Origin of the sequence: Thiofaba sp. EF100, assembly GCF_039822285.1 — a bacterium.
GTDB lineage: Bacteria > Pseudomonadota > Gammaproteobacteria > Halothiobacillales > Halothiobacillaceae > Thiofaba.
On the sequence record NZ_JBAJEY010000001.1, the window covers coordinates 75,684 to 99,393 of the forward strand.

22 protein-coding genes and 1 tRNA gene are annotated in these 23,710 nt (G+C 66.0%); 17 read left to right on the top strand and 6 right to left on the bottom strand.

Annotation, left to right across the window (positions count from 1 at the left end):
• The first annotated feature begins 3 nt into the window (after positions 1-3).
• The 7 genes from thpR (at position 4) to V6D91_RS00480 (ending at position 6,005) form a co-directional block, all read left to right on the top strand.
• Complete coding sequence (thpR, locus tag V6D91_RS00450; protein ID WP_347317216.1) at positions 4-609, top strand: RNA 2',3'-cyclic phosphodiesterase; 606 nt, start codon at positions 4-6, stop codon at positions 607-609.
• Between the two features lie 60 nt (positions 610-669).
• A complete protein-coding gene (rsxA, locus tag V6D91_RS00455) occupies positions 670-1,251 on the top strand; it encodes an electron transport complex subunit RsxA (RefSeq protein ID WP_347317217.1) in 582 nt (193 codons plus the stop codon).
• A gap of 1 nt (position 1,252) precedes the next feature.
• Positions 1,253-1,852 carry an electron transport complex subunit RsxB gene (gene rsxB / locus V6D91_RS00460; protein WP_347317218.1) on the top strand — a complete coding sequence of 200 codons (600 nt, stop codon included), beginning with the start codon at positions 1,253-1,255 and terminating at the stop codon, positions 1,850-1,852.
• Positions 1,849-3,474, top strand: a complete 1,626-nt coding sequence (gene rsxC, locus V6D91_RS00465) for an electron transport complex subunit RsxC (RefSeq protein ID WP_347317219.1) — start codon at positions 1,849-1,851, stop codon at positions 3,472-3,474. Before rsxB ends, rsxC begins: the two co-directional genes overlap by 4 nt.
• Positions 3,475-3,643: 169 nt before the next feature.
• Positions 3,644-4,684 carry an electron transport complex subunit RsxD gene (gene rsxD / locus V6D91_RS00470; protein WP_347317220.1) on the top strand — a complete coding sequence of 347 codons (1,041 nt, stop codon included), beginning with the start codon at positions 3,644-3,646 and terminating at the stop codon, positions 4,682-4,684.
• Complete coding sequence (gene rsxG, locus V6D91_RS00475) at positions 4,681-5,301, top strand: electron transport complex subunit RsxG (RefSeq protein ID WP_347317221.1); 621 nt, start codon at positions 4,681-4,683, stop codon at positions 5,299-5,301. The genes rsxD and rsxG overlap by 4 nt, the downstream gene beginning before the upstream one ends.
• Positions 5,298-6,005: an electron transport complex subunit E gene (locus tag V6D91_RS00480; RefSeq protein ID WP_347317222.1), complete on the top strand. Its 708-nt coding sequence runs from the start codon at positions 5,298-5,300 to the stop codon at positions 6,003-6,005. Before rsxG ends, V6D91_RS00480 begins: the two co-directional genes overlap by 4 nt.
• Before the next feature lie 131 nt (positions 6,006-6,136).
• On the opposite strand, the gene V6D91_RS00485 is transcribed toward V6D91_RS00480, so the two are convergent.
• Both V6D91_RS00485 and metG read right to left on the bottom strand, forming a co-directional pair.
• Positions 6,137-7,360 carry a TIGR03862 family flavoprotein gene (locus tag V6D91_RS00485; RefSeq protein WP_347317223.1) on the bottom strand — a complete coding sequence of 408 codons (1,224 nt, stop codon included), beginning with the start codon at positions 7,358-7,360 and terminating at the stop codon, positions 6,137-6,139.
• Between the two features lie 219 nt (positions 7,361-7,579).
• The gene (gene metG / locus V6D91_RS00490; protein ID WP_347317224.1) at positions 7,580-9,610 is read right to left on the bottom strand and encodes a methionine--tRNA ligase; all 2,031 of its coding nucleotides are present in this window, start codon (positions 9,608-9,610) and stop codon (positions 7,580-7,582) included.
• Positions 9,611-9,822: 212 nt separating this feature from the next.
• Here metG and apbC point away from each other — a divergent pair, with 212 nt between their 5' ends.
• The gene (apbC, locus tag V6D91_RS00495; RefSeq protein ID WP_347317225.1) at positions 9,823-10,941 is read left to right on the top strand and encodes an iron-sulfur cluster carrier protein ApbC; all 1,119 of its coding nucleotides are present in this window, start codon (positions 9,823-9,825) and stop codon (positions 10,939-10,941) included.
• Here apbC and V6D91_RS00500 read toward each other — a convergent pair whose 3' ends face one another.
• Both V6D91_RS00500 and V6D91_RS00505 read right to left on the bottom strand, forming a co-directional pair.
• The gene (locus V6D91_RS00500) at positions 10,942-11,250 is read right to left on the bottom strand and encodes a DUF3817 domain-containing protein (RefSeq protein ID WP_347317226.1); all 309 of its coding nucleotides are present in this window, start codon (positions 11,248-11,250) and stop codon (positions 10,942-10,944) included.
• 68 nt (positions 11,251-11,318) lie between these two features.
• Positions 11,319-11,963 (bottom strand): peroxiredoxin, encoded by a 645-nt coding sequence (locus V6D91_RS00505; protein ID WP_347317227.1) that lies wholly within the window; start codon positions 11,961-11,963, stop codon positions 11,319-11,321.
• Between the two features lie 178 nt (positions 11,964-12,141).
• Here V6D91_RS00505 and V6D91_RS00510 point away from each other — a divergent pair, with 178 nt between their 5' ends.
• From V6D91_RS00510 to rnt, 6 genes are all read left to right on the top strand, one after another.
• Complete coding sequence (locus V6D91_RS00510) at positions 12,142-12,726, top strand: ATP-binding cassette domain-containing protein (protein WP_347317228.1); 585 nt, start codon at positions 12,142-12,144, stop codon at positions 12,724-12,726.
• A complete protein-coding gene (fetB, locus tag V6D91_RS00515; protein ID WP_347317229.1) occupies positions 12,723-13,520 on the top strand; it encodes an iron export ABC transporter permease subunit FetB in 798 nt (265 codons plus the stop codon). The genes V6D91_RS00510 and fetB overlap by 4 nt, the downstream gene beginning before the upstream one ends.
• 52 nt (positions 13,521-13,572) lie before the next feature.
• Positions 13,573-14,469: an ROK family protein gene (locus V6D91_RS00520; RefSeq protein ID WP_347317230.1), complete on the top strand. Its 897-nt coding sequence runs from the start codon at positions 13,573-13,575 to the stop codon at positions 14,467-14,469.
• A 215-nt stretch (positions 14,470-14,684) separates the two neighbouring features.
• The gene (locus tag V6D91_RS00525) at positions 14,685-15,179 is read left to right on the top strand and encodes a DsrE family protein (RefSeq protein ID WP_347317231.1); all 495 of its coding nucleotides are present in this window, start codon (positions 14,685-14,687) and stop codon (positions 15,177-15,179) included.
• Positions 15,180-15,258: 79 nt separating this feature from the next.
• The gene (gene pyrC / locus V6D91_RS00530; RefSeq protein ID WP_347317232.1) at positions 15,259-16,290 is read left to right on the top strand and encodes a dihydroorotase; all 1,032 of its coding nucleotides are present in this window, start codon (positions 15,259-15,261) and stop codon (positions 16,288-16,290) included.
• Positions 16,287-16,991 carry a ribonuclease T gene (gene rnt / locus V6D91_RS00535; protein WP_347317233.1) on the top strand — a complete coding sequence of 235 codons (705 nt, stop codon included), beginning with the start codon at positions 16,287-16,289 and terminating at the stop codon, positions 16,989-16,991. The genes pyrC and rnt overlap by 4 nt, the downstream gene beginning before the upstream one ends.
• A gap of 94 nt (positions 16,992-17,085) precedes the next feature.
• Here the strand turns inward: rnt and ppsA are convergent, their stop codons facing one another.
• Positions 17,086-19,458 (bottom strand): phosphoenolpyruvate synthase, encoded by a 2,373-nt coding sequence (gene ppsA / locus V6D91_RS00540; protein WP_347317234.1) that lies wholly within the window; start codon positions 19,456-19,458, stop codon positions 17,086-17,088.
• A 133-nt stretch (positions 19,459-19,591) separates the two neighbouring features.
• Here ppsA and V6D91_RS00545 point away from each other — a divergent pair.
• From V6D91_RS00545 to V6D91_RS00555, 3 genes are all read left to right on the top strand, one after another.
• Positions 19,592-19,668, top strand: a tRNA-Met gene (locus V6D91_RS00545).
• 177 nt (positions 19,669-19,845) lie between these two features.
• Complete coding sequence (locus V6D91_RS00550; RefSeq protein ID WP_347317235.1) at positions 19,846-20,679, top strand: CPBP family intramembrane glutamic endopeptidase; 834 nt, start codon at positions 19,846-19,848, stop codon at positions 20,677-20,679.
• Between the two features lie 20 nt (positions 20,680-20,699).
• Positions 20,700-22,688 (top strand): TonB-dependent receptor, encoded by a 1,989-nt coding sequence (locus V6D91_RS00555; protein WP_347317236.1) that lies wholly within the window; start codon positions 20,700-20,702, stop codon positions 22,686-22,688.
• Between the two features lie 640 nt (positions 22,689-23,328).
• Here V6D91_RS00555 and grxD read toward each other — a convergent pair.
• Positions 23,329-23,652, bottom strand: coding sequence for a Grx4 family monothiol glutaredoxin (gene grxD / locus V6D91_RS00560; RefSeq protein ID WP_347317237.1), 324 nt, complete (start codon positions 23,650-23,652; stop codon positions 23,329-23,331).
• Positions 23,653-23,710: the final 58 nt, after the last annotated feature.

Consider the following 23,710-nt stretch of genomic DNA (forward strand, 5'->3'; position numbering starts at 1 on the left):
CCCATGGCCGAACGCGAAGCTGGCGCAAGCCCGTCTGTCGCAGGAGCCTCGAGCACCGCCCCCTATCCCCGGAAGCGGCGCCTGTTCTTCGCCCTGTGGCCGGATGAATCCACCCGGGGGCGGCTGGCCGCGTTCCTTGAGGCGCTGCCGAAGGGGGACGGGCGTGACATGCGGGTGGAAAACCTGCACCTGACCCTCGCCTTCCTGGGCGATTGCGAGGAGGGGCTGCTGACCTGCCTCGACGAGGTCGGGGCCTCCCTGACGGGACAGCCGTTCGAACTGATCTTCGACCGACTCGGTCATTTCCAGCGCGCGCGCGTGCTCTGGCTCGGCGTCAGCCAGCCTCCCCGGGAATTGCTCGAATTGCAGGCGCGGCTGGTCGGCCTGCTTGCCAGCCGTTGCGGGTTGCCCGGAGATGAGCGTCCCTTCGCCCCCCACCTCACCCTCCGGCGGGATGCCCGTCATCCCTGTCCATGGCCCGAGGACAGGCATCCCGTGGCCTGGCGGGTGGAGGGGGTCGTCCTGGTGGAGTCGCTCCATGGTCCGAACGGAGTGTGTTATCAACCGATTCGGGCATGGTCTCTGACGGAGACCCCGGTCGCTGAGTGAGCCGCCTGGCCGCTTTTGGCGTAATATGACCGGCTGCCAATCCATCCTTCTGGCGGCGAAATGACGGAATTCCTGCTCATCTTGGTCAGTACGGTCCTGGTCAACAACTTCGTGCTGGTGAAGTTCCTTGGCCTGTGCCCGTTCATGGGCGTGTCCCGCAAGCTGGAAACGGCGATGGGCATGGGGCTTGCCACCACCTTCGTGCTGACCCTCTCCTCCGTCTTGAGCTATCTGGCCCAGGCCTACCTGCTGGCCCCCTTCGGCCTCGAATACCTGCGCACCATCGCCTTCATCGTGCTGATCGCCGCGGTGGTCAATTTCACTGAGATGGCGCTGAAGAAGAGCAGCCCGCTGCTGCACAACGTGCTCGGCATCTACCTGCCGCTGATCACCACCAACTGCGCGGTGCTCGGCGTGGCCCTGCTGAATGTGCAGGAGGGGCATAACCTGGCCCAGACGGCGGTGTATGGCCTGGGCGCCGCGCTCGGGTTCACCCTGGTGCTGGTGCTGTTCGCTGCCATGCGCGAGCGCCTGGTGGCGGCGGACGTGCCTGCGTCGTTCCAGGGCACGCCCATTGGCCTCATCACCGCCGGGCTGATGGCCCTGGCCTTCATGGGCTTTGCGGGGTTGGTGAAGGTCTGACATGCTCACCGCCCTCCTGATCTTCACCTTCTTTGCGCTCGTCCTTGGCGCGCTGCTGGGCTATGCCGGGCAGGCCTTCCGGGTGGAAGGCGACCCGCTTGCCGACAAGATCGATGCCCTGCTGCCCCAGACCCAGTGCGGCCAGTGCGGCTACCCCGGGTGCCGCCCGTATGCCGAGGCGATTGCCGAGGGTAGGGCGGACATCAACCGCTGCCCGCCGGGCGGCGAGGCGACCATCAAGGCCCTGGCCGACCTTCTGGGGGTGGAGCCCAAGCCGCTCGATGCCGAGGTCGGTGAGGAGAAGCCCAAGCGTGTGGCCTGGATCGACGAGCAGGTCTGCATCGGCTGTACCCTGTGCATCCAGGCCTGCCCGGTGGATGCCATCCTCGGCGCGCCCAAGCTGATGCATACCGTCATCGTCGATGAGTGCACCGGCTGCGAGCTGTGTGTCGCCCCCTGTCCGGTGGACTGCATCCACATGGTCCCGCTCAAGGTCGAGCTGGACCAGTGGCGCTGGCCGAACCCCGAGCAGCGACGCGAGATTGCCGAAGGTCCGGGCTCTGTCCATGCGCCGTCCAAGCCTCTGGAGCAGCACGCATGAGCGAGCGCATCCTCCACCGTTTCCCCGGCGGTCTGCATCCTGCGCAGCACAAGACCGAATCAAACGGCACGCCGATCCGCCACGCGCGCCTCGAGGGCACGTTGGTGCTGCCGCTCAAGCAGCACATCGGCAACCCCGCGCAGCCGGTGGTCGCAGTGGGCGAGCGTGTGCTGCGTAACCAACTGCTCGGCAGGGCGGATGGCTTTGTCAGCGCCCCCGTCCATGCCCCCACCTCCGGCACCATCGTGGCGATCGAGGAGCGCCCGGTGGCGCATCCCTCCGGCCTTTCCGCCCCCTGCATCGTGCTCGAACCGGACGGCCTGGACGAGGCCATGCAGGCCTTCGATCCCTGGCCGGACTACCGGGCCATCGCCCCCATCCTGCTGCGTGAGCGCGTGCGGGAGGCGGGCGTGGTGGGCCTGGGTGGGGCGGTCTTTCCCAGCGCGGTGAAGCTCGCAGGAAGTCCGGGCACGCCGATCCACACCGTGGTGCTCAACGGCGCCGAGTGCGAGCCTTACATCACCTGTGACGACCGGCTGATGCGCGAGCGGGCGGGGGAGGTGCTGCGTGGCGGGCAGATCCTCATGCATGTGGTGGGGGCCTCCACCTGCCTAGTGGGGGTAGAGGACAACAAGCCCGAGGCCATCGCCGCCCTGCGCGCGGCCGCAGGCGAGCTTGACGACCCGCGCATCGAGATCGTCGCCATCCCCACCGTCTACCCCTCGGGCGCGGAGAAGCAGCTGATCCATGTGCTGACCGGCGAGCGGATCAGCCGCGAGACGCGCGCTACCGAGCGCGGCTTCCTGGGGCACAATGTCGCCACCGCGGCGGCGGTGTACCGTGCCGTGGTGCTGGGCGAGCCACTCACCCGCCGCATCGTCACCCTCACCGGCAGCGGCATGCAGCACAAGGGCAACTGGGATGTGCCGCTCGGCATGCTCGCCTGTGATCTCATTGCTCAGGCCGGTGGCTACACCCCGGATGTCGCGCGGCTGATCCTTGGCGGGCCGATGATGGGCTTCGCCCTGGGCAGTGACGAGGTGCCGGTGACCAAGGCTGCCAACTGCCTGCTGGCGCTGGCCGCGCCCGATGCCCCCGTCGACCCCCTGCCGCTGCCCTGCATCCGCTGCGGTCGCTGCGCGGAGGCCTGTCCAGTCGAGTTGCAGCCCCAGCAGCTGTTGTGGGATGCCAAGGCCGGGGATTTCGAGCGCGCCGAGAAACAAGACAGCCTGTTCGAGTGCATCGAGTGCGGCATCTGCGCCGCCGTCTGTCCCTCACACATCCCGCTGGTGCAGTACTTCCGCTACGCCAAGACCGAGATCTGGCAGCGCGAACGCGAGAAGGACAAGGCGGCGCAGGCCAAGGAGCGCTTCGAGGCGCGCAATGCCCGCCTGGAGCGGGAAAAGCGCGAGCGCGAGGAGATGCTGGCGAAGAAGCGTGCCCAGCTGGCGGCGCAAAAGGCCGAGGGTGAGGGCGCAGGCTCCGGCAGCGATGAGAAGCAGAAGGCCATCCAGGCCGCGCTGGAGCGTGCCAAGGCTCGCAAGGCTGGGCAACAGGCCCCCGCGGAGGACACACCCTCTGCCAGCACGGTGGCGGAGGCCAAGGAACACGACAAGGATTGAGGAAGAGCAACCGTAAACGCCCCAATGTGGCGTGTTCCCTCCCCCCTGGCGGGGGAGGGTTAGGGAGAGGGGGCTTGAGTCTCTCAGGCCATCACCTTCTCCCCCAGCCCCTCCCCCTTGAAGGGGGAGGGGAGAACCTTTTGGTTATGCAGAGCATCCGTCACTAGTCATGCGATTTCAGACCACCGCCTCCCCCCACATTGCGCCGAACAGTGAGGTCGGTCGCCTGATGCGCCAGGTGCTGCTGGCCCTGGTGCCCGGCACGGCCATTGCGATCGGCTTTTTCGGCTGGGGGGTGTTGATCAATATCCTGCTGGCCGTCGCCGCGGGCCTCGCCGCCGAGGCCCTGATGCTCGCCCTCCGTCGCCGGCCGCTGCGGCCCTTCCTTCTGGATGGCAGCGTGGTCGTCACCGCCTGGCTGCTGGCCGTTTGCCTGCCGCCGCTGGCCCCGTGGTGGCTGCCGGTGGTGGGGATCGTGTTCGCGGTGGTCGTCGCCAAGCATCTGTACGGGGGCCTGGGCTACAACCTGTTCAACCCGGCCATGGTCGGCTACGTCGTCCTGTTGATCTCCTTCCCGCGCGAGATGACCCAGTGGATGCTGCCGCACGGGGTCGCCGCGGCCTCCCTGAGCCTGCCCGAGGCCCTGGGTGTGGTGTTCACAGGCCAGCTTCCGGTGGGTCTTGGCTGGGATGCGCTCAGCGGCGCCACCCCGCTCAATGCCTACAAGACCGAGACGGGGCAGGGGCACCCTCTGTCCACCATTCAGCAGGCGCCGACTTTTGGTTGGCTTGGCGGCGCGGGCTGGGAGTGGGTGGCCGCAGGTTGGCTGCTGGGGGGGCTGTGGATGATCTGGCGTAAGGTCATCAGCTGGCGCATCCCCGTGACCATGCTCGGCGCGTTCGGCCTCCTGGCGCTGGGCTTTCATCTTTATGATGCCGAGCGCTTTGCCTCGCCCCTGTTCCACCTGTTCAGCGGCGGGGCGATGCTCGGCGCCTTCTTCATCGCCACTGACCCGGTGAGTGGTTCCACCACCCAGCGCGGCCAGCTCATCTTCGGTGCAGGCATCGGCGTGCTCGAATATTTCATCCGCACCTTCGCGGGCTATCCGGATGGGGTGGCCTTTGCCGTCCTGCTCATGAACATTGCCGCGCCGTTGATTGACCACTACACCCCGGCGCGGGTGTTCGGGCGCGAGGCGGGCCGGCCATGAACCGCACCCAGATCATCCTGACAGCCCTGGTGCTGGCGGTGTTTGCCTTTCTTGGCGTGGGCATCGTGGCCTTCATGCACGGTCAGACCGCCCCCCTCATCGCCGAGCAGGCCCGCGCGGCCCTCGGCCAGCGGCTGGCGGCGGTCTTGCCTGCGGGCTACGACAATGATCCGGCGCGCGACACCCGGCAGCTCGCTGCCGACCCGCTGCTGGGCGGCAAGGGCCCGGTCATGCTGTATGTCGCCCGCAAAGATGGGCGGGTGCACGGGGTGGCCTTCGAGGTGGTGGCGCCCAAGGGCTACAGCGGTGGCATCCAGCTGCTGGTCGGGGTGGATCGGAACGGCCAGGTGAGCGGGGTGCGGGTGCTGTCCCACAAGGAAACACCGGGGCTTGGGGACCCGATCGAGGTAGAGAAGTCCGACTGGATCCACGGCTTTACCGGCAAGACCCTGGATAACCCGGGAGAGAAGGGCTGGGCGGTGAAGAAGGATGGCGGCGTGTTTGACCAGTTCACCGGCGCCACCATCACCCCGCGCGCGGTGGTCACCGCGGTACACGACGCCCTGCGCTATTTCGAGGCCCACCGGGCTGCATTGCTCGAGGAGCAGCAACCATGAGCACGATCGAAACCACCGCCCCGGAGGTCAGCACGGAGGATCTCACCCGGCCGGCCCCGCAGGGTCCCGCCCTCCGCCAGCTGGCCGTGGACGGGCTGTGGCGCAACAATCCGGCGCTGGTGCAGGTGCTGGGACTCTGTCCCCTGCTCGCCATCTCCAACAATACGGTCAATGCGCTGGGCCTTGGGCTCGCCACCCTGCTCACCTTGGTGGTGAGCAACACCCTGGTGTCCCTGATCCGCCACTGGGTGCGGCCGGAGGTGCGCCTGCCGGTGTTCGTGCTGGTGATCGCCTCGGTGGTCACCGCCATCGAGCTGGCCATGAACGCCTGGCTGCATGGGCTTTACCTCGTGCTCGGCATCTTTATCCCGCTGATCGTCACCAACTGCATCATCATCGCCCGCGCGGAGGGCTTTGCCTCCCGCCACGACCTCGGCCGGGCGGCCTTCGATGGGCTGATGATGGGGGCGGGCTTTGCTCTGGTGCTGGTCACCCTTGGCATGCTGCGTGAGGTCTTTGGGCAGGGCACGATCCTGGCCAATGCGCACCTGATGTTCGGTGAGTGGGGGCGGAGCTTGACGGTGCAGGTCATTCCCGAGTACCACGGCTTCCTGCTCGCCATCCTCCCGCCCGGGGCCTTCATCGGTCTGGGGTTGTTGGTGGCGCTGAAGAACGCCATCGACCGGCGTGCCCTGCGCAGGTAGGAGGCCCGCCCTCGGGCCGATGATTCCCCCTCGGGACGCGGCGGGGCGCTGCTCCTACGTGCCCAACCGCGGGTAGGAGGCCCGCCCTCGGGCCGATGATTCGCCATCGGGTCGCGGCGAGGGCGCCGCTCCTACGGGTTGAGCCATGCCAAGGCCCCCAGCCCCGCGGCACGGCCGCTGGCGAAACAGGCCGTGAGCAGGTAGCCGCCGGTGGGGGCCTCCCAATCCAGCATCTCCCCGGCGCAGAACACCCCGGGCAGGTTGCGCAGCATGAGGTGCTCGTCCAGGGCCTCGAACATCACCCCGCCCGCGCTGCTGATCGCCTCGTCAATCGGGCGGGTGGCGGTCAGGCGCAGGGGCAGGGCCTTGAGGGTGCGGGCAAGCCAAGCCGGATCGTCGAGCTGGGCCCCAGTGAGCACCTCGCGCACAAGCCCCGCCTTCACCCCCTCGATCCCGGCGCGGGCCTTCAGATGCTTGGCCAGCGAGGCCGCGCCGCGCGGGCGGGCGAGGTCGGCCGTGAGGCGCTCCAGCGTGCGGCCGGGGACGAGGTCGAGGTGGATGGTCGCTTGGCCCTGCTGCGCAATGGCCTCGCGCAGCAGGGCGGAGAGGGCATAGATCAGCCCCCCCTCCAGGCCGTGCACGGTCACCATCAGCTCGCCCTGGCGGCGGTGTTCCACACCCTCATCATCGGTGAAGGACAGCACTACCGGCTTGACCGGCTGGCCGGCGAAGCGGGTGCGGAAGTGTTCGCTCCAGGCACATTCAAAGCCGCAGTTGGCCGGGCGCAGCGGGGCGATGGGCACCCCACGTGCGGTCAAGAGCGGCACCCAGGCCCCATCCGATCCAAGCCGGGCCCAGCTTGCTCCGCCCAAGGCCAGGATCACCGCCGGGGCCGAGGCCTGCACCTCGCCTTCCGGGGTGGCGAAGCGCAGCGCCCCCGTCTCGTCCGAACCCAGCCAGCGGTGGCGGACATGGAAGCGCACCCCGAGCTCGCGCAGGCGGTGCAGCCAGGCGCGTAGCAGGGGCGCGGACTTCATGCCCTCGGGGAAGACACGGCCGGAGCTGCCGACGAAGGTGGGGATGCCCAGGTCATGGATCCACGCCCGCAGGGCGTCCGGGTCGAAGGCGCGCACCAGCGGCTCGAGCGCCTCCCGCCGTGCGCCGTAGCGGCCAAGGAAGGGTTCGAGGGGCTCGGAGTGGGTGATGTTCATACCGCCCTTGCCGGCGAGCAGGAACTTGCGGCCCACCGAGGGCATGGCATCAAAGAGGTCGACCGCGATGCCGGCGGTGGCCAGCACCTCCGCCGCCATCAGGCCGGCCGGGCCGCCGCCGATGATGATGACGGTGGGATTCATGGTCTTTATTTAACCGGCGTCATTTCGGAACGCCCTCCCCCCTGGCGGGGGAGGGTTGGGGAGAGGGGGATGGGCGTTGGCGCGGAGCTCAAACCTTGATGCCTCGCTCACCCTCTCCCCCAGCTCTTGATCCCTCCTCTCCGACCCTTCCGGCCTCCATGCCGGAAGCCCCTGCGGGGTGCGGCCGTCGAGAACTCCCGCTTGCGGGAGAGGGGGGGCTTATTTGACCCGCATCCCCGGCTGGGCGCCTTCATCGGGGCTGAGAATGAACAGCCCCGGCGCGCCCGCCCCGGAGGCGGCCAGCACCATGCCCTCCGAAAGACCAAACTTCATCTTGCGCGGGGCAAGGTTGGCGACCATCACGGTCAGGCGGCCTTCCAGGTCCTCGGGCTTGTAGGCCGACTTGATCCCGGCAAAGACATTGCGCGTCTCGCTGCCGATGTCGAGGGTCAGGCGCAGGAGCTTGTCCGCGCCCTCCACATGCTCGGCCTTGACGATGCGGGCAATTCTAAGGTCGATCTTGGCGAAGTCCTCGATGGAGATGGTCTCCGCAATCGGCTCGATGGCGGGCTTGGCCTCGGTGGCGGGGGCGGCGGCAGCGGGGCCGGGCAGGGTGGTCTTGTTCTCTTCGAGCATGGCGTCGATCTTGTCTTTTTCGATGCGGGTCATCAGCGGTTCGAACGGCTGGATGACGTGGTGGAGCATGAGCTGGTGGGGGGCGTCCCAGGTCAGCTCGCCAAAGTGGAGGAAGGCCTCGACCTTTTGCGCCATGCCCGGCAGCACGGGCTTGAGGTAGGTCATCAGCACGCGGAACAGGTTGAGTCCCTGGGTGCAGATGGCCTGCACCTCCTCCTCCCGGCCGCCTTCCTTGGCCAGGGCCCAGGGCTTGTGCTGGTCGATGTACTGGTTGGCACGGTCAGCCAAGGCCATGATCTCGCGCATGGCGCGCGCGGTGTCGGAGGCCTCATAGGCCGCGGCGATGGAGTCGCCTGCGGCGACGAACTCGTGGTACAGGGCCGGGTCGTGCAGCTCCTGCGCCAGCCGTCCGTCGAACAGGCGCTGGATGAAGCCTGCGGTGCGCGAGGCGAGGTTCACCACCTTGCCCACGAGGTCGGCATTCACCCGTAACATGAAGTCCTCGAGGTTGAGGTCGATGTCCTCCACCGTGCCGTTGAGTTTGGCGGCGAAGTAGTAGCGCAAAGCCTCGGGGTTCAGGTGGTTGAGGAAGCTGCGCGCCATGATGAAGGTGCCGCGCGATTTGCTCATTTTCTGGCCGTTGACGGTCAGGAAACCGTGCGCGCGCACGCAGGTCGGCAGGCGGTGCTGGCTGCCGGCGAGCATGGCCGGCCAGAACAGGGTGTGGAAGTAGGCGATGTCCTTGCCGATGAAGTGCCACAGCTCCGTCTCGGAGCCCCGTTTCCAGAAGGCGTCGAAGTCCATGCCCTTGATCTGGCACAGGGCCTTGAAGCTCGCCATGTAGCCGATCGGGGCATCCAGCCAGACGTAGAAATACTTGCCGGGCGCATCGGGGATGGCGAAGCCGAAGTAGGGGGCATCACGCGAGATGTCCCAGTCCTGCAGCCCTGCGGCGAACCACTCGTTCATCTTGGCGGCGATCTCCGGCTGCACCGCGCTGCTGGCGAGCCAGTTCTTGAGCACCGCCTCGAAGTCACCGAGCTTGAAGAAGTAGTGCTCGGACTCGCGCTCCACCGGGGTGGCGCCGGAGATGGCGGATTTCGGGTTCTTCAGGTCGGTGGGGCTGTAGGTGGCCCCGCACACCTCGCAGGAGTCGCCGTACTGGTCGGGCGCGCCGCACTTGGGGCATTCGCCCTTGATGAAGCGATCCGGCAGGAACATTTCCTTGACCGGATCATAGGCCTGGCGGATGGTGCGCACGGCGATGTGCCCCCCCGCGCGCAGGGCGCGGTAGACAGCCTCGGCAAGTACGCGGTTTTCCTCGGAATGGGTGACGTGATAATGGTCGAAGCCGATGAGAAAATCGGCAAAGTCGGCGCGATGCTCCTGGCCGATGCGGCTGATCAGCGCCTCCGGGGTGATCCCCTCGTTCTGCGCCCGCAGCATGATCGGCGTGCCATGCGCATCGTCCGCGCAGACGTAGTGCACCTCATGCCCGCGCATGCGCTGAAAGCGCGCCCAGATGTCGGTCTGGATGTATTCGACCATGTGCCCAAGATGGATCGGGCCGTTGGCATAGGGCAGGGCGGAGGTGACGAGGATGCGGCGCGTCATGGAAGGCTGATGCTCGGTCGAGGGTTGTTTGAAAAGCCTGTAACCTTACCACATCGTCAGTTGTAGGAGGCCCGCCCTCGCCGATAGCCCTCGCGCAATGCGCCTGTCGCGGCGGGGGCGCCGCTCCTACGCGGGCCTCAAGAACGATGAAACAGGCGCATGCGTTGCCCTGCCCCTTGATGTATGAATTTGAAACTGTTTTGGAGAATGGCATGGCCTTGTTCGGTTTCGGCAGAAAAGACAGCACGGTGAGCGAAGAGGCAGTGCGTGCCGCTCTGGCCAAGGTGCGCGATCCCGAACTCGGGCAGCCGTTCGAGGGCAAGCGGGTGCACGAGCTAGAAATCAAGGACGGCACGGTGCGAGCCCACCTGCGGTTAGGCTACCCCGCCTTTGGGGTGCGCGAGGCGATCTGCCGCGAGGCCGAGGCCGCCTTGCGGGAGGTCGAAGGGGTGAAGGTGGCGCAGGTCACCCTCGACTGGGTGATCGAGCCGCATGCGGTGCAGAAGACGCTCAAGCGCCTGCCCGAGGTGCGCAACATCATCGCCGTGGCCTCCGGCAAGGGCGGGGTGGGCAAGTCCACCACCGCGGTCAACCTGGCCTTGGCCCTCCAGGCTGAGGGGGCGAAGGTGGGGATTCTGGACGCGGACATTTACGGCCCGAGCATCCCGCGCATGCTGGGGGCCGAGGGTGAACCGCCGACCAGCGTGGATGGGCGTTCACTCGAACCCAAGCGTGCCCATGGCCTGCAGAGCATGTCCATCGGTTTCCTCGTCGGGGAGGACAACCCGATGATCTGGCGCGGGCCCATGGTCACCTCCGCCCTCCAGCAGCTGTTGAACGACACCCGCTGGCACGACCTGGACTACCTGATCATCGACATGCCGCCGGGCACCGGCGACATCCAGCTGACCTTGGCGCAGAAGGTGCCGGTGGCCGGGGTGGTGATCGTCACCACCCCACAGGACATTGCCCTGCTGGATGCCAAGAAGGGCCTGAAGATGTTCGAGCGGGTGGACGTGCCGGTGCTCGGCATCATCGAGAACATGAGCCTGCATGTGTGCTCGAACTGCGGCCATGCCGAACCGATCTTTGGCGAGGGGGGCGGCGCGCGGATGGCCGCTGAGTACGGGGTGGAGCTTTTGGGGCAATTGCCTCTGGAGCGCGCGATCCGCGAACAGGTCGATTCCGGGCGGCCGACGGTGGCGGTCGAGCCCGAGAGCCCGACCGCGAAGATCTACCGTGCCATCGCCCGCAGGCTCGCGGCGAGGCTTGCTCAGCGGGCGAAGGACTACAGCACCAAGTTCCCCACCATTGTCGTCAAGAACGACTGATCAGCGGCCCCCGTAGGCGGCAACGGCGCGTGCCAGCATGCGGTGAGACCACAGCCCGCCGAACGGGATCAGGGCGGCAACAAACACCCCCGCGCCCTTGAGGGCGGGGAGATGACCGCGCAGTACGACCAGGGTAAGCACGCCCATGGTCCACAGGAACAGGGCGCCATGGATCGGGCCCACGATGGCGACGGCGATCGGCAGGCCGGCGAGGTGCTTGAGTGGCACGGCGATCAGGATCAGAGTGATGAGGGACGCGCCCTCGACCAGGGTCATCAGGCTGAGGTGACGCAGGGGCCAGGGGGCCATGGATGTTCTCCCTTTGGTTGAAACGCGAAAAGCCCCGCGCGGGGCGGGGCTGAAGACCGAGCGTCTGATCAGACGGACTTCTTGCAGAAGTACCAGTCGACGCACTCGTATTCGCCGCTGTTGAAGCGGCGCTCGGCCTCCTCGGCGGTGGCGGGCGGCGGGACGATCACCTTGTCGCCCGGCTGCCAGCCCTCGGGGGTGGCCACGCCATGCTCGGTGGAGGTCTGCAGGGCCTTGACCAGGCGCAGGATCTCCGGGATGGAGCGGCCGTTACTCATCGGGTAGTACAGCATGGCACGCAGCACGCCGTTCGGGTCGATGATGAAGGTGGCGCGCACGGCCTGGGTGTCGGAGGCTCCCGGGTGGACCATGCCGTAGGCCTTGGCCACGGTCATGGACAGGTCGGCGATGATCGGGAAGGTGATCTTGACGCCGAATTTCTCCTCGATGTTGCGATCCCAGGCGATGTGCGAGTAGTGGCTGTCGATGGACAGGCCGAGCAGTTCGCAGTTGATGGCCTGGAAGTCCTTGTGCGCCTTGGCGAAGGCGGTGAACTCGGTGGTGCACACCGGGGTGAAGTCGGCCGGGTGGGAGAACAGGACCAGCCACTTGCCCGCGTAGTCGCTCAGGGTCTTGCGGCCGTAGGTGGTCGGTGCGTCGAACTCGGGGGCGCGCTCATTGAGGCGCGGGAGGGATACGATGGTCTCGGACATGTCATGTCTCCTGTGAGAGGTCGGTTCATCGCCCACTGCGTGGTGCGTGGATGAACTATAGAAATTACTTTTCAATATATAAAATTGTATTTTGATATGGGGTCGATAGGCATGGACTATGCCTAGGCGATGACTCAATCCACGCGGTCCTTAGCAGGGCCGCCCTGCCTGGCCACACATGCTCCACGTACGCCACCTCTCCGGGCCCCATTTCGGCCCCATCGACTTGCGCCTCGCGCCGCGCGAACTGTTATGCCTGTACGGCCCCTCCGGAGTCGGCAAGTCGCAGCTGATGCGCGCCCTGGCCGATCTCGACCCGCACGAGGGCGAAGTCCTTCTCGCCGATGTCCCTCAGCAGGCCGTCCGCCCCACCGAGTGGCGGCGTCAGGTGGCCTACCTGCCTGCCGAGAGCGGCTGGTGGGCACCTCGCGCCGGCCAGCACTTCGCCATGCCGCCCAGTCCGGAGGCGCTGGCCGCACTGGGGCTGACGCCGGACATCCTCGAGCGCGAGGTGGAAGGCCTCTCCACCGGAGAGCGCCAGCGTCTCGGCCTGCTGCGCATGCTCGAGCAGCGCCCGCGCGTCCTGCTGCTGGACGAGCCTTCCGCCAATCTCGATCCCGAAAGCACCTTGCTGATGGAGGCGTGCATTCGGCGCTATCTGGACGAGACGCAGGCGGCTGCGATCTGGGTCAGCCATGACCCCGCTCAGCGTGGTCGGATCGCGGATCGCAGCATCGAATTGAAGGCGAGGGGGGTGGCATGAACCTGATCGAGCTGACGGCCTCTGACCTCGGGTTGGCCGCCGGGCTGGTGCTGCTGCTGGGCATTTTGATCAGCCTCAATGGCCTCGGGCTGACCCGCTCCCTGTACGTGTCCACGGTGCGCATGACGGTGCAGCTCCTGCTCGTGGGGCTGGTGCTGGAGGCCCTGTTCAGTGCCGATCACCCCTTCTGGGTCGGGGGGATGGGCGTGGTGATGCTTCTGCTTGCGGGCTGGGAGGTGATGGCGCGCCAGCAGCGCCGTATCCGCGGCGGCGCGGGCTACCTGATCGGCGTGGCGGCCATGGCCCTGCCGGCCTTCACCCTCACCCTGATGGCGCTGGTGGTGATCATCAAGGTCCACCCCTGGTACACCCCGCAGTACGCCATCCCGCTGCTGGGCATGATCCTTGGCAATACCATGACCGGCATCGGCCTCGGGCTGAACAGTCTGACCCGCGGCGCGGCGGCCGGGCGGCAAGCGATCGAGGCTCAGCTGCTGCTGGGCTTCGATGCGCGCCGCGCCTCGCGCAGCCTGAGGCGAGACAGCCTGCACACCGCGCTGGTTCCAACCATCAACATGCTTGCCGTCGCGGGCATCGTCAGCTTGCCGGGCATGATGACCGGGCAGATCCTCTCCGGCACGCCCCCGCTGGAGGCGGTCAAGTACCAGATCATGATCCTGATGCTGATCGCCAGCGCGACAGGCATGGGCGCCATGCTGGCGATCGAGCTGGGTGCCCGCCGTCTGTTCGACGAACGCCAGCGTCTGCGCCTCGACCGTCTTGCCCAGTCGTGAGTGCCGGGACATGGTTCTCAAATCGCAGCCATCCAATGAAGGGGAGCGATCTATGCGCATGGGGATTGATCTCGGCGGCACCAAGATCGAGGCCGTCGTGCTGGACGATACAGGATCGGTGCGCTTCCGCGAGCGGGTGCCGACCCCACAGGGGGATTACGCGGGGACGCTGGCGGCGATCGGGGGCCTGGTGGCCCGCGCCGAGCGGGCGGTCGGGCAGACCTGCACGGTGGGCATCGGGACGCCGGGGGCGATCTCGCCCGCGAGCGGCTTGATGAAGAACAGTAATTCGACCGTGCTCAATGGCAAGCCACTCAAGCAGGACCTGGAGCAGCTTTTGGGGCGAGAGATACGCATGGCCAACGACGCCAACTGCTTCGCCCTGTCCGAGGCGGTGGATGGTGCTGCGGCCGGGGCGGAGGTGGTGTTCGGCGTGATCGTCGGCACCGGCTGCGGTGCGGGCGTGGTGGTGCGCGGCCATGCCCTGACCGGCCCCAATGCCATCGCCGGGGAGTGGGGACACAACCCGCTGCCCTGGCCGACGGATGAGGAGCGACCGGGGCCCGCCTGTTACTGCGGCAAGCACGGCTGCATCGAGACCTGGCTGTCCGGTACCGGCCTTGCGAACGTATTCGTAGCGGAAACCGGGGAGAGGCTTCAGGCGCCCGGGATCGTGGCTCGTGCCGAGGCTGGGGATGCCGTGTGCGAGGCTGCCCTGCAGCGTTACGAGGATCGCATGGCGCGGAGTCTGGCACACGTCATCAATATCCTCGACCCGGACGTGATCGTGCTCGGCGGTGGGATGTCCAACGTGCGCCGCCTGTATGACAACGTGCCGAAGCTGTGGGGCCGGTACGTGTTTTCCGACCGGGTCGCTACCCGTCTCCTCGCCCCCCTGCATGGCGACTCCAGCGGTGTGCGCGGCGCGGCCTGGCTGTGGTCCATGTGACATGCGCGGAACCTGGGGCGTCCTGCGCTGCCAAAGAGAACAATGAGATGGTCTGAGCACGACGTGCCTGTCGCGGCGAGGGCGCCGCTCCTACGCGAGCCTTCAGAGCGATGGGGCAGGTTCATGCGATGGCCCTGAGGACGGGAGGATGGGGCCCCGCGCCTCATAGACCGGACTTTTGGTATAGTTCCGAAAAATTGATAAGGAGTCCCTGGATGAGCAACGCCCGCCGCCGATTTCTGACCGGTCTTCCCGCCGTGGGGGCCCTGTTCGGTCTTTCCTCCGCCGTGCAGGCTGCCGAAGCCAAGAAGGAGGCCAAGAAGGGCGAGCGTTTCCCTGGGGATCCGCCCGAACACAAGATCGTCTACCAGCTCAACCACTCCGAGTGGGAGTACATCGAGCACATTCTCAACTCGATCAGCGCCATGCTGACCAAGTACGAGGACAATGTGTCGATCGCGGTGGTGGTGTTCGGCTCGGGGATCCACCTGCTCGCCAAGAACCCGAAGCGTGACATCCCGGCCATCCTGCGCCAGCGCGTCGAGTCCCAGGCCAAGAACTACGGCGTGAAGTACATCGCCTGTGGCAACACCATGAAGACCATCGGCTGGGAAAAGTCCGATATGCTGGACTTCGCCCAGGTCGAGGAAGTCGGCGCCGCGGCCATCATGGAGCTGCAGGAGAAAGGCTACGCCTATCTTGCGTGGTAACCCCCTGCCGATGCCGCGCATGAGCCCGGTCCGCCGGGCTTTTGCTTGAACAGAACAAGCCCATCGTGTGAGCCTCCGCATGCAGATCACCCTGACCCGTCCTGACGACTGGCACATCCACCTGCGCGACGGCGCCATGCTCAAGGCGGTGCTGCCTGACGTGGCGCGCGAGTTTGCCCGCGCCATCGTCATGCCCAATCTCGTCCCGCCGGTGGTGATCACCGAGGATGCACGGGCGTACCGTGAGCGTATCCTCGCCGCGCTGCCTGCGGGAGCCTCCTTCCAGCCGCTGATGACCCTCTACCTCACCGGCAACACGCCGCCCGAGGAGATCGCCCGCGCCAAGGCGAGTGGCATCGTCCATGCCGTCAAGCTGTATCCGGCCGGGGCGACCACCAACTCCGACCGCGGGGTGACCGACATCCGCGCGGTCTACCCGGTGTTCGAGGCTATGCAGCGCGAGGGCATGGTGCTGTGCGTGCATGGCGAGGTGGTCGATCCGGGCGTGGACATCTTCGATCGCGAGAAGGTCTTTATCGACCGTGTGCTCGCGCCCCTGCTGCGTGATTTTCCTGAGCTGAAGGTGGTGATGGAGCACATCACCACCCGCGATGCCGCCGAGTTCGTCAAGGCGGCCCCGGCCAATGTCGGCGCCACCATCACCGCCCACCACCTGCTGTACAACCGCAACGCCATGCTGGTCGGCGGTATCCGTCCGCACTACTACTGCCTGCCGATCCTCAAGCGCGAGGAGCACCGCCAGGCGCTGGTGGCGGCGGCCACCAGCGGCAACCCGAAGTTCTTCCTCGGCACCGACAGCGCGCCGCACCCGAAGAACGCCAAGGAGTCGAGCTGCGGTTGTGCCGGATGCTACACCGCGCACGCCGCCATCGAGCTGTACGCCGAGGCCTTTGACCAGGCGGGGGCCTTGGGGCGGCTGGAGGGCTTTGCCAGCCACTTCGGCGCGGATTTCTACGGCCTGCCGCGCAATGAGGGCCGCATCACGCTGGTGAAGGAGGCGTGGACCGCGCCGGCCCCGATCGAGGTCGAACCGGGCGTGGAGCTGGTGCCCCTGCGCACGGGCGAGGCTCTGCACTGGCGCCTGACGTGAGCGAGCACGGCAAGGGCCTGATGGCTGCCCGTTTCCGCGGCTTTCTTCCGGTGGTCGTGGACATGGAGATGGGCGGCTTCGAGGCCTCCACCGACGCGGTGCTGGAGATGGGGGCCGTGATCCTCGGCTTCGATGCCGAGGGACGACTGGGGGCGGGGGAGCAGGTCGGTGTGCACGTGGCGCCGTTTGCAGGGGCACGCATCCTTGAGGAGGCGCTGAAGGTCAACAAGATCGACCCGTTCAATCCGCTGCGCCATGCTGTGGAGGAGCGTGAGGCGCTGGACCTGATCTTTGCCCCCATTCGCCGCGCGATGAAGGAAGAGGGCTGCAAGCGCGCCGTGCTGGTCGGCCACAACGCCCATTTCGACCTCGGTTTCCTCAACGCCATGGTGGCCCGCACCGGGCACAAGCGGAATCCCTTCCATCCGTTCACGGTGTTCGACACCGCCACGCTGTCCGGTCTCGCCTACGGCCAGACGGTGCTGGCCAAGGCCTGCGCCGAGGCGGGGCTGGCGTGGGATGGCAAGCAGGCGCACGGTGCCCTCTACGATGCCCAGATGACTGCCCAGCTCTTCTGCGGCATCGTCAATGCCTGGAGCGAACATATCCGCCCGCCTCAGCATTTCCTGCCAGCGGCTTTGGGACATGCTGAAAAACCTGGAATGGGACACGTTCCCTCCCCCCTGGTGGGGGAGGGTTAGGGAGAGGGGGGCAACGGGTTATCACCCTCTCCCCCAACCCCTCCCCCTTTAAGGGGGAGGGGAGAATGATTGGTTCAGCGCCTCCTTAGCCGTTTCAGCCCTCTTCTGCTTCGCGTACCACCTGCCGCATCTTCAGCAGACTGTCCGGGTTGAGCGAGAGGGAGTCGATGCCCTGCTCGACCAGGAAGCGGGTGATCTCCGGAAAGTCGGACGGTGCCTGGCCGCAGATGCCGATGTACTTGTCCTGTTTCTTGCAGGCCTTGATCGCCATGCGGATCAGCTCCAGCACCGCCGGGTCACGCTCGTCGAAGCCGGTCAAAAGCCCCGAATCCCGGTCCACGCCAAGGGTGAGCTGGGTCAGATCGTTGGAGCCGATGGAGAAGCCGTCGCACAGCTCAAGGAACGGCTCCGCGAGGATGGCGTTCGCGGGGATCTCGCACATGATGTAGAGCGCAAGCCCCGCCTTGCCGCGCACAAGGCCGTTTTTCTCCATCAACGTGATGACCTCGCGCGCCTCGTCCACCGTGCGCACGAAGGGCAGCAGCAGGGCGACGTTGGTGAGGCCCATCTCCTCCCGCACCCGTCGCATGGCCGCACACTCGAGGGCGAAACCTTCGGCATAGTCCGGGTGGTGGTAGCGTGCCGCCCCGCGCAGGCCGATCATCGGGTTCTCCTCGTCCGGCTCGAAGCCTGATCCGCCGAGCAGGGAGGCATATTCGTTCGACTTGAAGTCAGAGAAACGCACGATCACCGGGCGAGGGTAGAAGGCGGCGGCGATCTGCGCCACGCCCTCGGACAGGCGCTTGACGAAGAAATCGCGCCCATCCGCATGCCCGCGGATCAGGTGGGCGATCTTCCCGCGGGTGGCTTCGTCGACCTTGTCCGGATGCAGCAGGGCATTCGGATGGGCCTGGATGCCGCGCATGATGATGAACTCGAGCCGGGCAAGGCCTACGCCATCCGCCGGCAGGCGGGAGAACTCGAAGGCCTGCTCGGGCTGGGCGACGTTGAGGTAGACCTTGGTGCGGGTGTGGGTTGCTGCCTCATCCAGGCGCTGCTCCTCCACGCGGAAGGGCAGGGCACCCTGATAGATGAAGCCGGTGTCGCCCTCGGCGCAGGAGACGGTCACCGCCTCGCCGTCCGGCACGGTCTGGGTGGCGTCGCCGCAGCCAACCACGGCGGGGATGCCCAGCTCGCGGGCGACGATGGCGGCGTGGCAGGTGCGCCCGCCACGGTTGGTGACGATGGCCGAGGCGCGCTTCATGATCGGCTCCCAGTCCGGGTCGGTGATGTCGGTCACCAGTACCTCGCCGGGTTGCAGTTCATGCATGTCACGTGCATGCAGGATGACGCGTGCGCGGCCGACGGCGATCTTCTGGCCGACGCTGCGCCCCGCCGCGACCACCGTGCCGCGCTCATTAAGGATGTACTGCTTGAACAGGTTCGCGTCCGCCTGGGTCTGCACGGTCTCCGGGCGGGCCTGGACAATGAACAGCTCGCCCGTGTTGCCGTCCTTGGCCCACTCGATGTCCATCGGACGGCCGTAGTGCTGCTCGATGATGACCGCCTGGCGCGCCAGCTCCAGGACCTCATCGTCGCTGATGCAGAATTGGTGGCGCTCGTCCGGCGGAACCTCGATGTTGCGGGTCGAGCGGCCGGCCAGGCTGTCGTGGGTGTAGATCATGCGCATGGCCTTGCTGCCAAGCTGGCGTTTGATGATCGGCCGGTGCCCGCTTGCCAGGGTGGGTTTGAAGACCAGGAACTCGTCCGGGTTGACCGCGCCTTGCACCACGTTCTCGCCCAAGCCCCAGGCGGCGGTGATGAGGACGGCATCGCGGAAACCGGATTCGGTATCCAGGGTGAACATCACCCCGGAGGAGGCGAGGTCGGAGCGCACCATGCGCTGCACGCCGATCGACAAGGCGACCTTGTCGTGGGCGAAGCCCTGATGCACGCGGTAGGCGATGGCGCGGTCGGTGAACAGCGAGGCGAACACGCGCTTGCAGGTCGCAAGCAGGCTCGCTTCGCCGCGGATGTTCAGGTAGGTCTCCTGCTGGCCGGCGAAGGAGGCGGTCGGTAGATCCTCCGCCGTGGCCGAGCTGCGCACGGCGACGTCGACCGTCGCGCCATCCGGCCCGGACATCCTGCGGTAGGCCTCCGCGATCTCGTCGGCGAGTTCGTCCGGCAGGTCGGCATGGGTCAGCCAGTCGCGGATGGTCTGTCCGACCTCGGCCAGGCGCACCACGTCGTCGACATCAAGTCCGGCTAGCAGGTCGAAGATGGGCTCGCGCAGGTGGTTGTGCTCCAGTACCGCCCAGTAGGCCTCGGCGGTGGTGGCAAAGCCGCCTGGCACGTTGACCCCTTTGGGCTTGAGGGTGCGGAACATCTCGCCCAGCGAGGCGTTCTTGCCGCCGACGAGGGGGACATCGTTGATCGTCAATTCTTCGAAGAGTCGGACGTAGCGCATGCGGGTCTCCCTGCTGATCCATCATTGCCCCACCAGCATAGCCCAGTCGCGCACGAAGGGTTTTGTCATCTGGGCGATGGCGCAATTTGGCCTTGACAAGGACGGTGAGATGTCTATAATGCCTCCCATCGAATGCGGGGTGGAGCAGTCCGGTAGCTCGTCGGGCTCATAACCCGAAGGTCGTAGGTTCAAATCCTGCCCCCGCTACCACCATTTGATTGCATGAGGCCGTCCAATTTGGACGGCTTTTTGCATTTCTGCATTCGCATCATCTTCTCGATGCGCAGGCCAGCCCGCCGTGAGCGGCCTGCAGCCGCCCCGCAGGGGGGGCATGGAGCCTTTGCCCACGCTTCCCTCCATCCCTCCAGGGCGGCGACAATCGACTCCATGAGTGTTGTCATTTTTGTTTTCGCCATCCTTGCAGTGCTCGCGGCCTGGTTGCCGATCGGGCGGTATGGTCGCCTGGGACTGGCTGGTGTGGTGGCGCTGGCGGGATTCGGCCTTGGAGTGATCGGGGGCGAGGGGCTGGCCGCTCTGCTCGTTCTGCTACTGATGGCCTGGCGCCTTCAGCCCGATGCGCGGGCAGTCAGCGGGCTGGTCTTCGCGTTGCTGGCGCTGGCGATGGGGTTCGGCCTGCTGCCTGGATTCACGCAGGTCGTGGTGTTCGGACCGGAGGCCATCAAACCTGGCTCAGAAGCCTATGTGCGCGGGGTGAGCCTCGGACTGGTCGCGATCACGCTGCTTCTGCTCGCCATGCATCCGCTGGGGGGCCGTTGGGCGAGCGCAGTCCGGGCGATCCGGCTGGGTGTGGGGGTGGGGCTGCTGACTGCGATACCCGCACTCGGGGCGGGCTACCTGCTGGGCGACCTGGCTTTTGCGCCCGGCCTCCCCGGGGCGGCGTTCATCCTGATGTGGCTGGGTGGGCAGGTGCTGACGCTGGCGATGGAGGAGGGTTTCTTCCGGGGGTTCCTGCAGCGTCATCTGGTCCGCCATGTCCCGGTGGCTGTCGCCATCGTCCTCGCCGGTGTACTGTTTGGGCTGGCGCATTTCGCGGGCGGCTTGAGCTGGATCATCGGCGCAAGCATCGCCGGCGTGGGGTACGGGATTGCGTATCATCTGGGCCGCTCAAGGCTTGAGGCCTCGATGGCCGCCCATCTGACGGTCAACCTGTTGCACCTCTCCCTGTTCAGTTATCCGATGCTTGCCGGTCTTGCTGGATGAAGCGTGTTATGGATCGACCCTTGCCGTTCCTGATATTTCTTGGCCTTGTTGTCCCAAGGCTGCTCCATGCGGGCAGCCCGGTCGATGACGAGTCACTCATTTTCACCGCTGCGCGCCTGCCCCAGGCACCGCAGGAATCTCCCGCTGCGGTGACGGTGATTGACCAGGAGATGATCCGGCTGTCCGGGGCGCGCAAGATCGCCGATCTGATGCTGCTGGTACCGGGCATGCAGGTGGGCAGCAAGGTGGGCAACCTGCAGAGTGTGGCTTACCACGGCATGACCGACGAGTATTCGCGCCGCATGCAGGTGCTGGTGGACGGCCGCTCGATCTACAGCCCGGCGATGGGGGGCGTGTACTGGCTGGATCTGCCGGTGCAGCTGGACGAGATCGTGCGCATCGAGGTAATCCGTGGGCCGAACACGGTCAACTACGGCAGCAACGCCTTCCTTGCCACCATCAACATCATCACCCGCCCGGCACGTGAGTCGACCGGCGGACGGGTCTCGGTCCTCGTTGGCAGCCACGGTGAGCGTGACGTGCAGGCAAGCTACGGCTTCCAGCACGGCCGGTGGGCAGGAAGCCTGAATGCCCTGTCCCAGCGGGACGATGGATATAGCCGGATGGAGACGCCGATCCACGATGACCGTCACCTCAAGGCATTGAACGGCCGATTCGAACTGGACGCTGGGCGTGACGACGAGCTGAGCCTGGCCTTGGGCATCTCCACCGCCGACAAGGGCATCGGCGGCGACCCCGCCCTCAATGGCCTGGCCGAGGGCGGGCCGGCGCGCGAGACGACGGGGAAGAATGACTACCAATACCTGCAGTGGCGCCACGGCTACAACGAGAGCCACTACGGGGTGCTCAGGCTGTCGCGCTCACGTGATGCGCAAACGGATGATGGCTATCTCCTTCCCCATCCCTTGCTGCCCGCCCCGCTGGTCATCGCCGAGGGCTATGACAGTGAGCGCCTGGATGCGGAGTACGAGCACAACACTCAGTGGTCTGACACGCTGCGCAGCTCGGTGGGCCTGGCTTGGCGCGAGGACCGGATCGAGAGTCCGAGTTTCCTCGGCTCCGCGGAGAAGCGGGACAACACCATCCGACGCGCCTTCGCCAATGCCGAATGGCGCATGGCGCCTCCCCTCACGCTCAATTTCGGCGGCATGCTGGAGTCCTCCAGCTTCAATCCGGCTGAGTTCAGCCCCCGCATTGCCGTCCTCTGGCATGCGCAGCCTGGACATACCTGGCGCGTCGGCTATGCCGAGGGTCGGCGCACGCCATTTTTCTATGAGCGCCAGGGGGTGAAGAGCTATACGACCCTCGATGGCAGTACCCGGGTCTACAGCGTGATCGCCTCCAGCCTACTCGACGGCGGGGATGGGTTGCGGACGGAGCATGTGCGGAGCCTCGAACTGGCCTACATCTATCGGCCGAGCCAGAGGCTCGGCCTCGATGCCCGCCTGTTCCGCGATCATCTCTCCGACATGATCAAGCCCACACTGCGCCCGGAAACCGGCGTACTGACCAGCCTGCCAGGCCTGGTGGGGGATTTCGCCAATCTCGGCGAAGTTCATCTGCACGGTCTCGAACTGCAGTTGGATGCCCGTCCCGCCGAGGGCTGGCGCCTGCATGCGAGCTACGCCTGGACACAGCTCGCAGAGCAGAGCCCCCTCGAGCAGGTTGCCGGGCAGAGCTACGCCTACGACCAATCCGCGCCGCGTCATGCAGGCTCCCTGCTGGTCGGCAAGCGGCTGGAGGATGGCTGGACCGTATCCGGCGTGTATTCCCATGTCGGGGCGATGCGCTGGCTCTGGTACACCTATCCGATGCTGGAGCCTCAGGACCGGCTGGATCTGCGCCTGGAGAAACGTTTCCGCGTGGGAGGGCAGGGTCTGCGGATGGAGCTGGTCGGCCAGTACCTGCTGGGTGAACAGAGTGACTTCCTCCCGACACGGCGCTGGCAGCCGGGCATCTATGGCCGCCTGACGCTGGACCTTTCCTGATGTTCCGACGCGTCTGGCGCATCGTTAGCAGGTCGTTGAAAAAGTCGTTCAACGGCCTGTTAAGGCAAGCCATGGAAGGCTTGCGCGAAGGTCAATCACGCTAAGTGATTGACCTTCGGAGCCCGTCGCGGACATGCGCGGCGACGAGGCGAGTTGAAAAAGGGCAGGAAGCCCTTTTTCAACATCCTGTTAGAGCGCTGTTGTGCAAGGGGTTTTATGTTGCCCACAGGGTCTGTGGATAAGTCTGTGAACGATTGTTGGAAAAACGTTCGCAAGGCGTATGGTGAAGAGGCTTTACTTGAATTGATCAAAATTTGACCGCTTAATAAAAATCTAGAAAAAACAATGAGTTGCTGGTTGTTTGTTCGTTTCTTGTGAGCACGGGCTTGCGCTGCAACGGGGCCTTGCCTGGGGATGTGGACTTGTGCATAAGTCGCAGTGAAGAACTTGCATGAAGTTCAATAGGCAACCCGTACAAGTTGCAATCTTGGATTGCAAACGTCGGATAACCTATTGAAAACATAAGCCGGAAAGGGGGGCGGCGTGAGCGCGGAGCGCGCCGGGCCGTTGAGGATTTGAGAGACAAGACGATAGCCTATGGCAGGTTCGTCTGTCCCTCGTCGAGGTGTCGCGTGGGCGCTCAGCCCTTTTTGATGGCCGCTTCCAGCATCGGCTTCAGTTCGCCGCGCTGATGCAGTTCCACGGTGATGTCCGAGCCGCCGATCAATTCGCCGTTGACGTAGATCTGCGGGAAGGTTGGCCAGTCCTGGTAGCGTGGTAGGTTGTTGAAGATTTCCATGTCCGCGAGCACGTTCACATAGGCGAACTCCACGCCGCAGGCCTTGATGGCCTCGGCCGCGCGGCTGGAATAGCCGCACATCGGGAACTGCGGCGTGCCTTTCATGAAGATCACGATCGGGTTGTTCTTAACGATCTCGTCGATCTGCTGGAGGATGGGGTCCATGGGGGATCTCATATGGTTGACTCTGACGGTCAAGTATGGGGATGCTCGTCATGTGTGA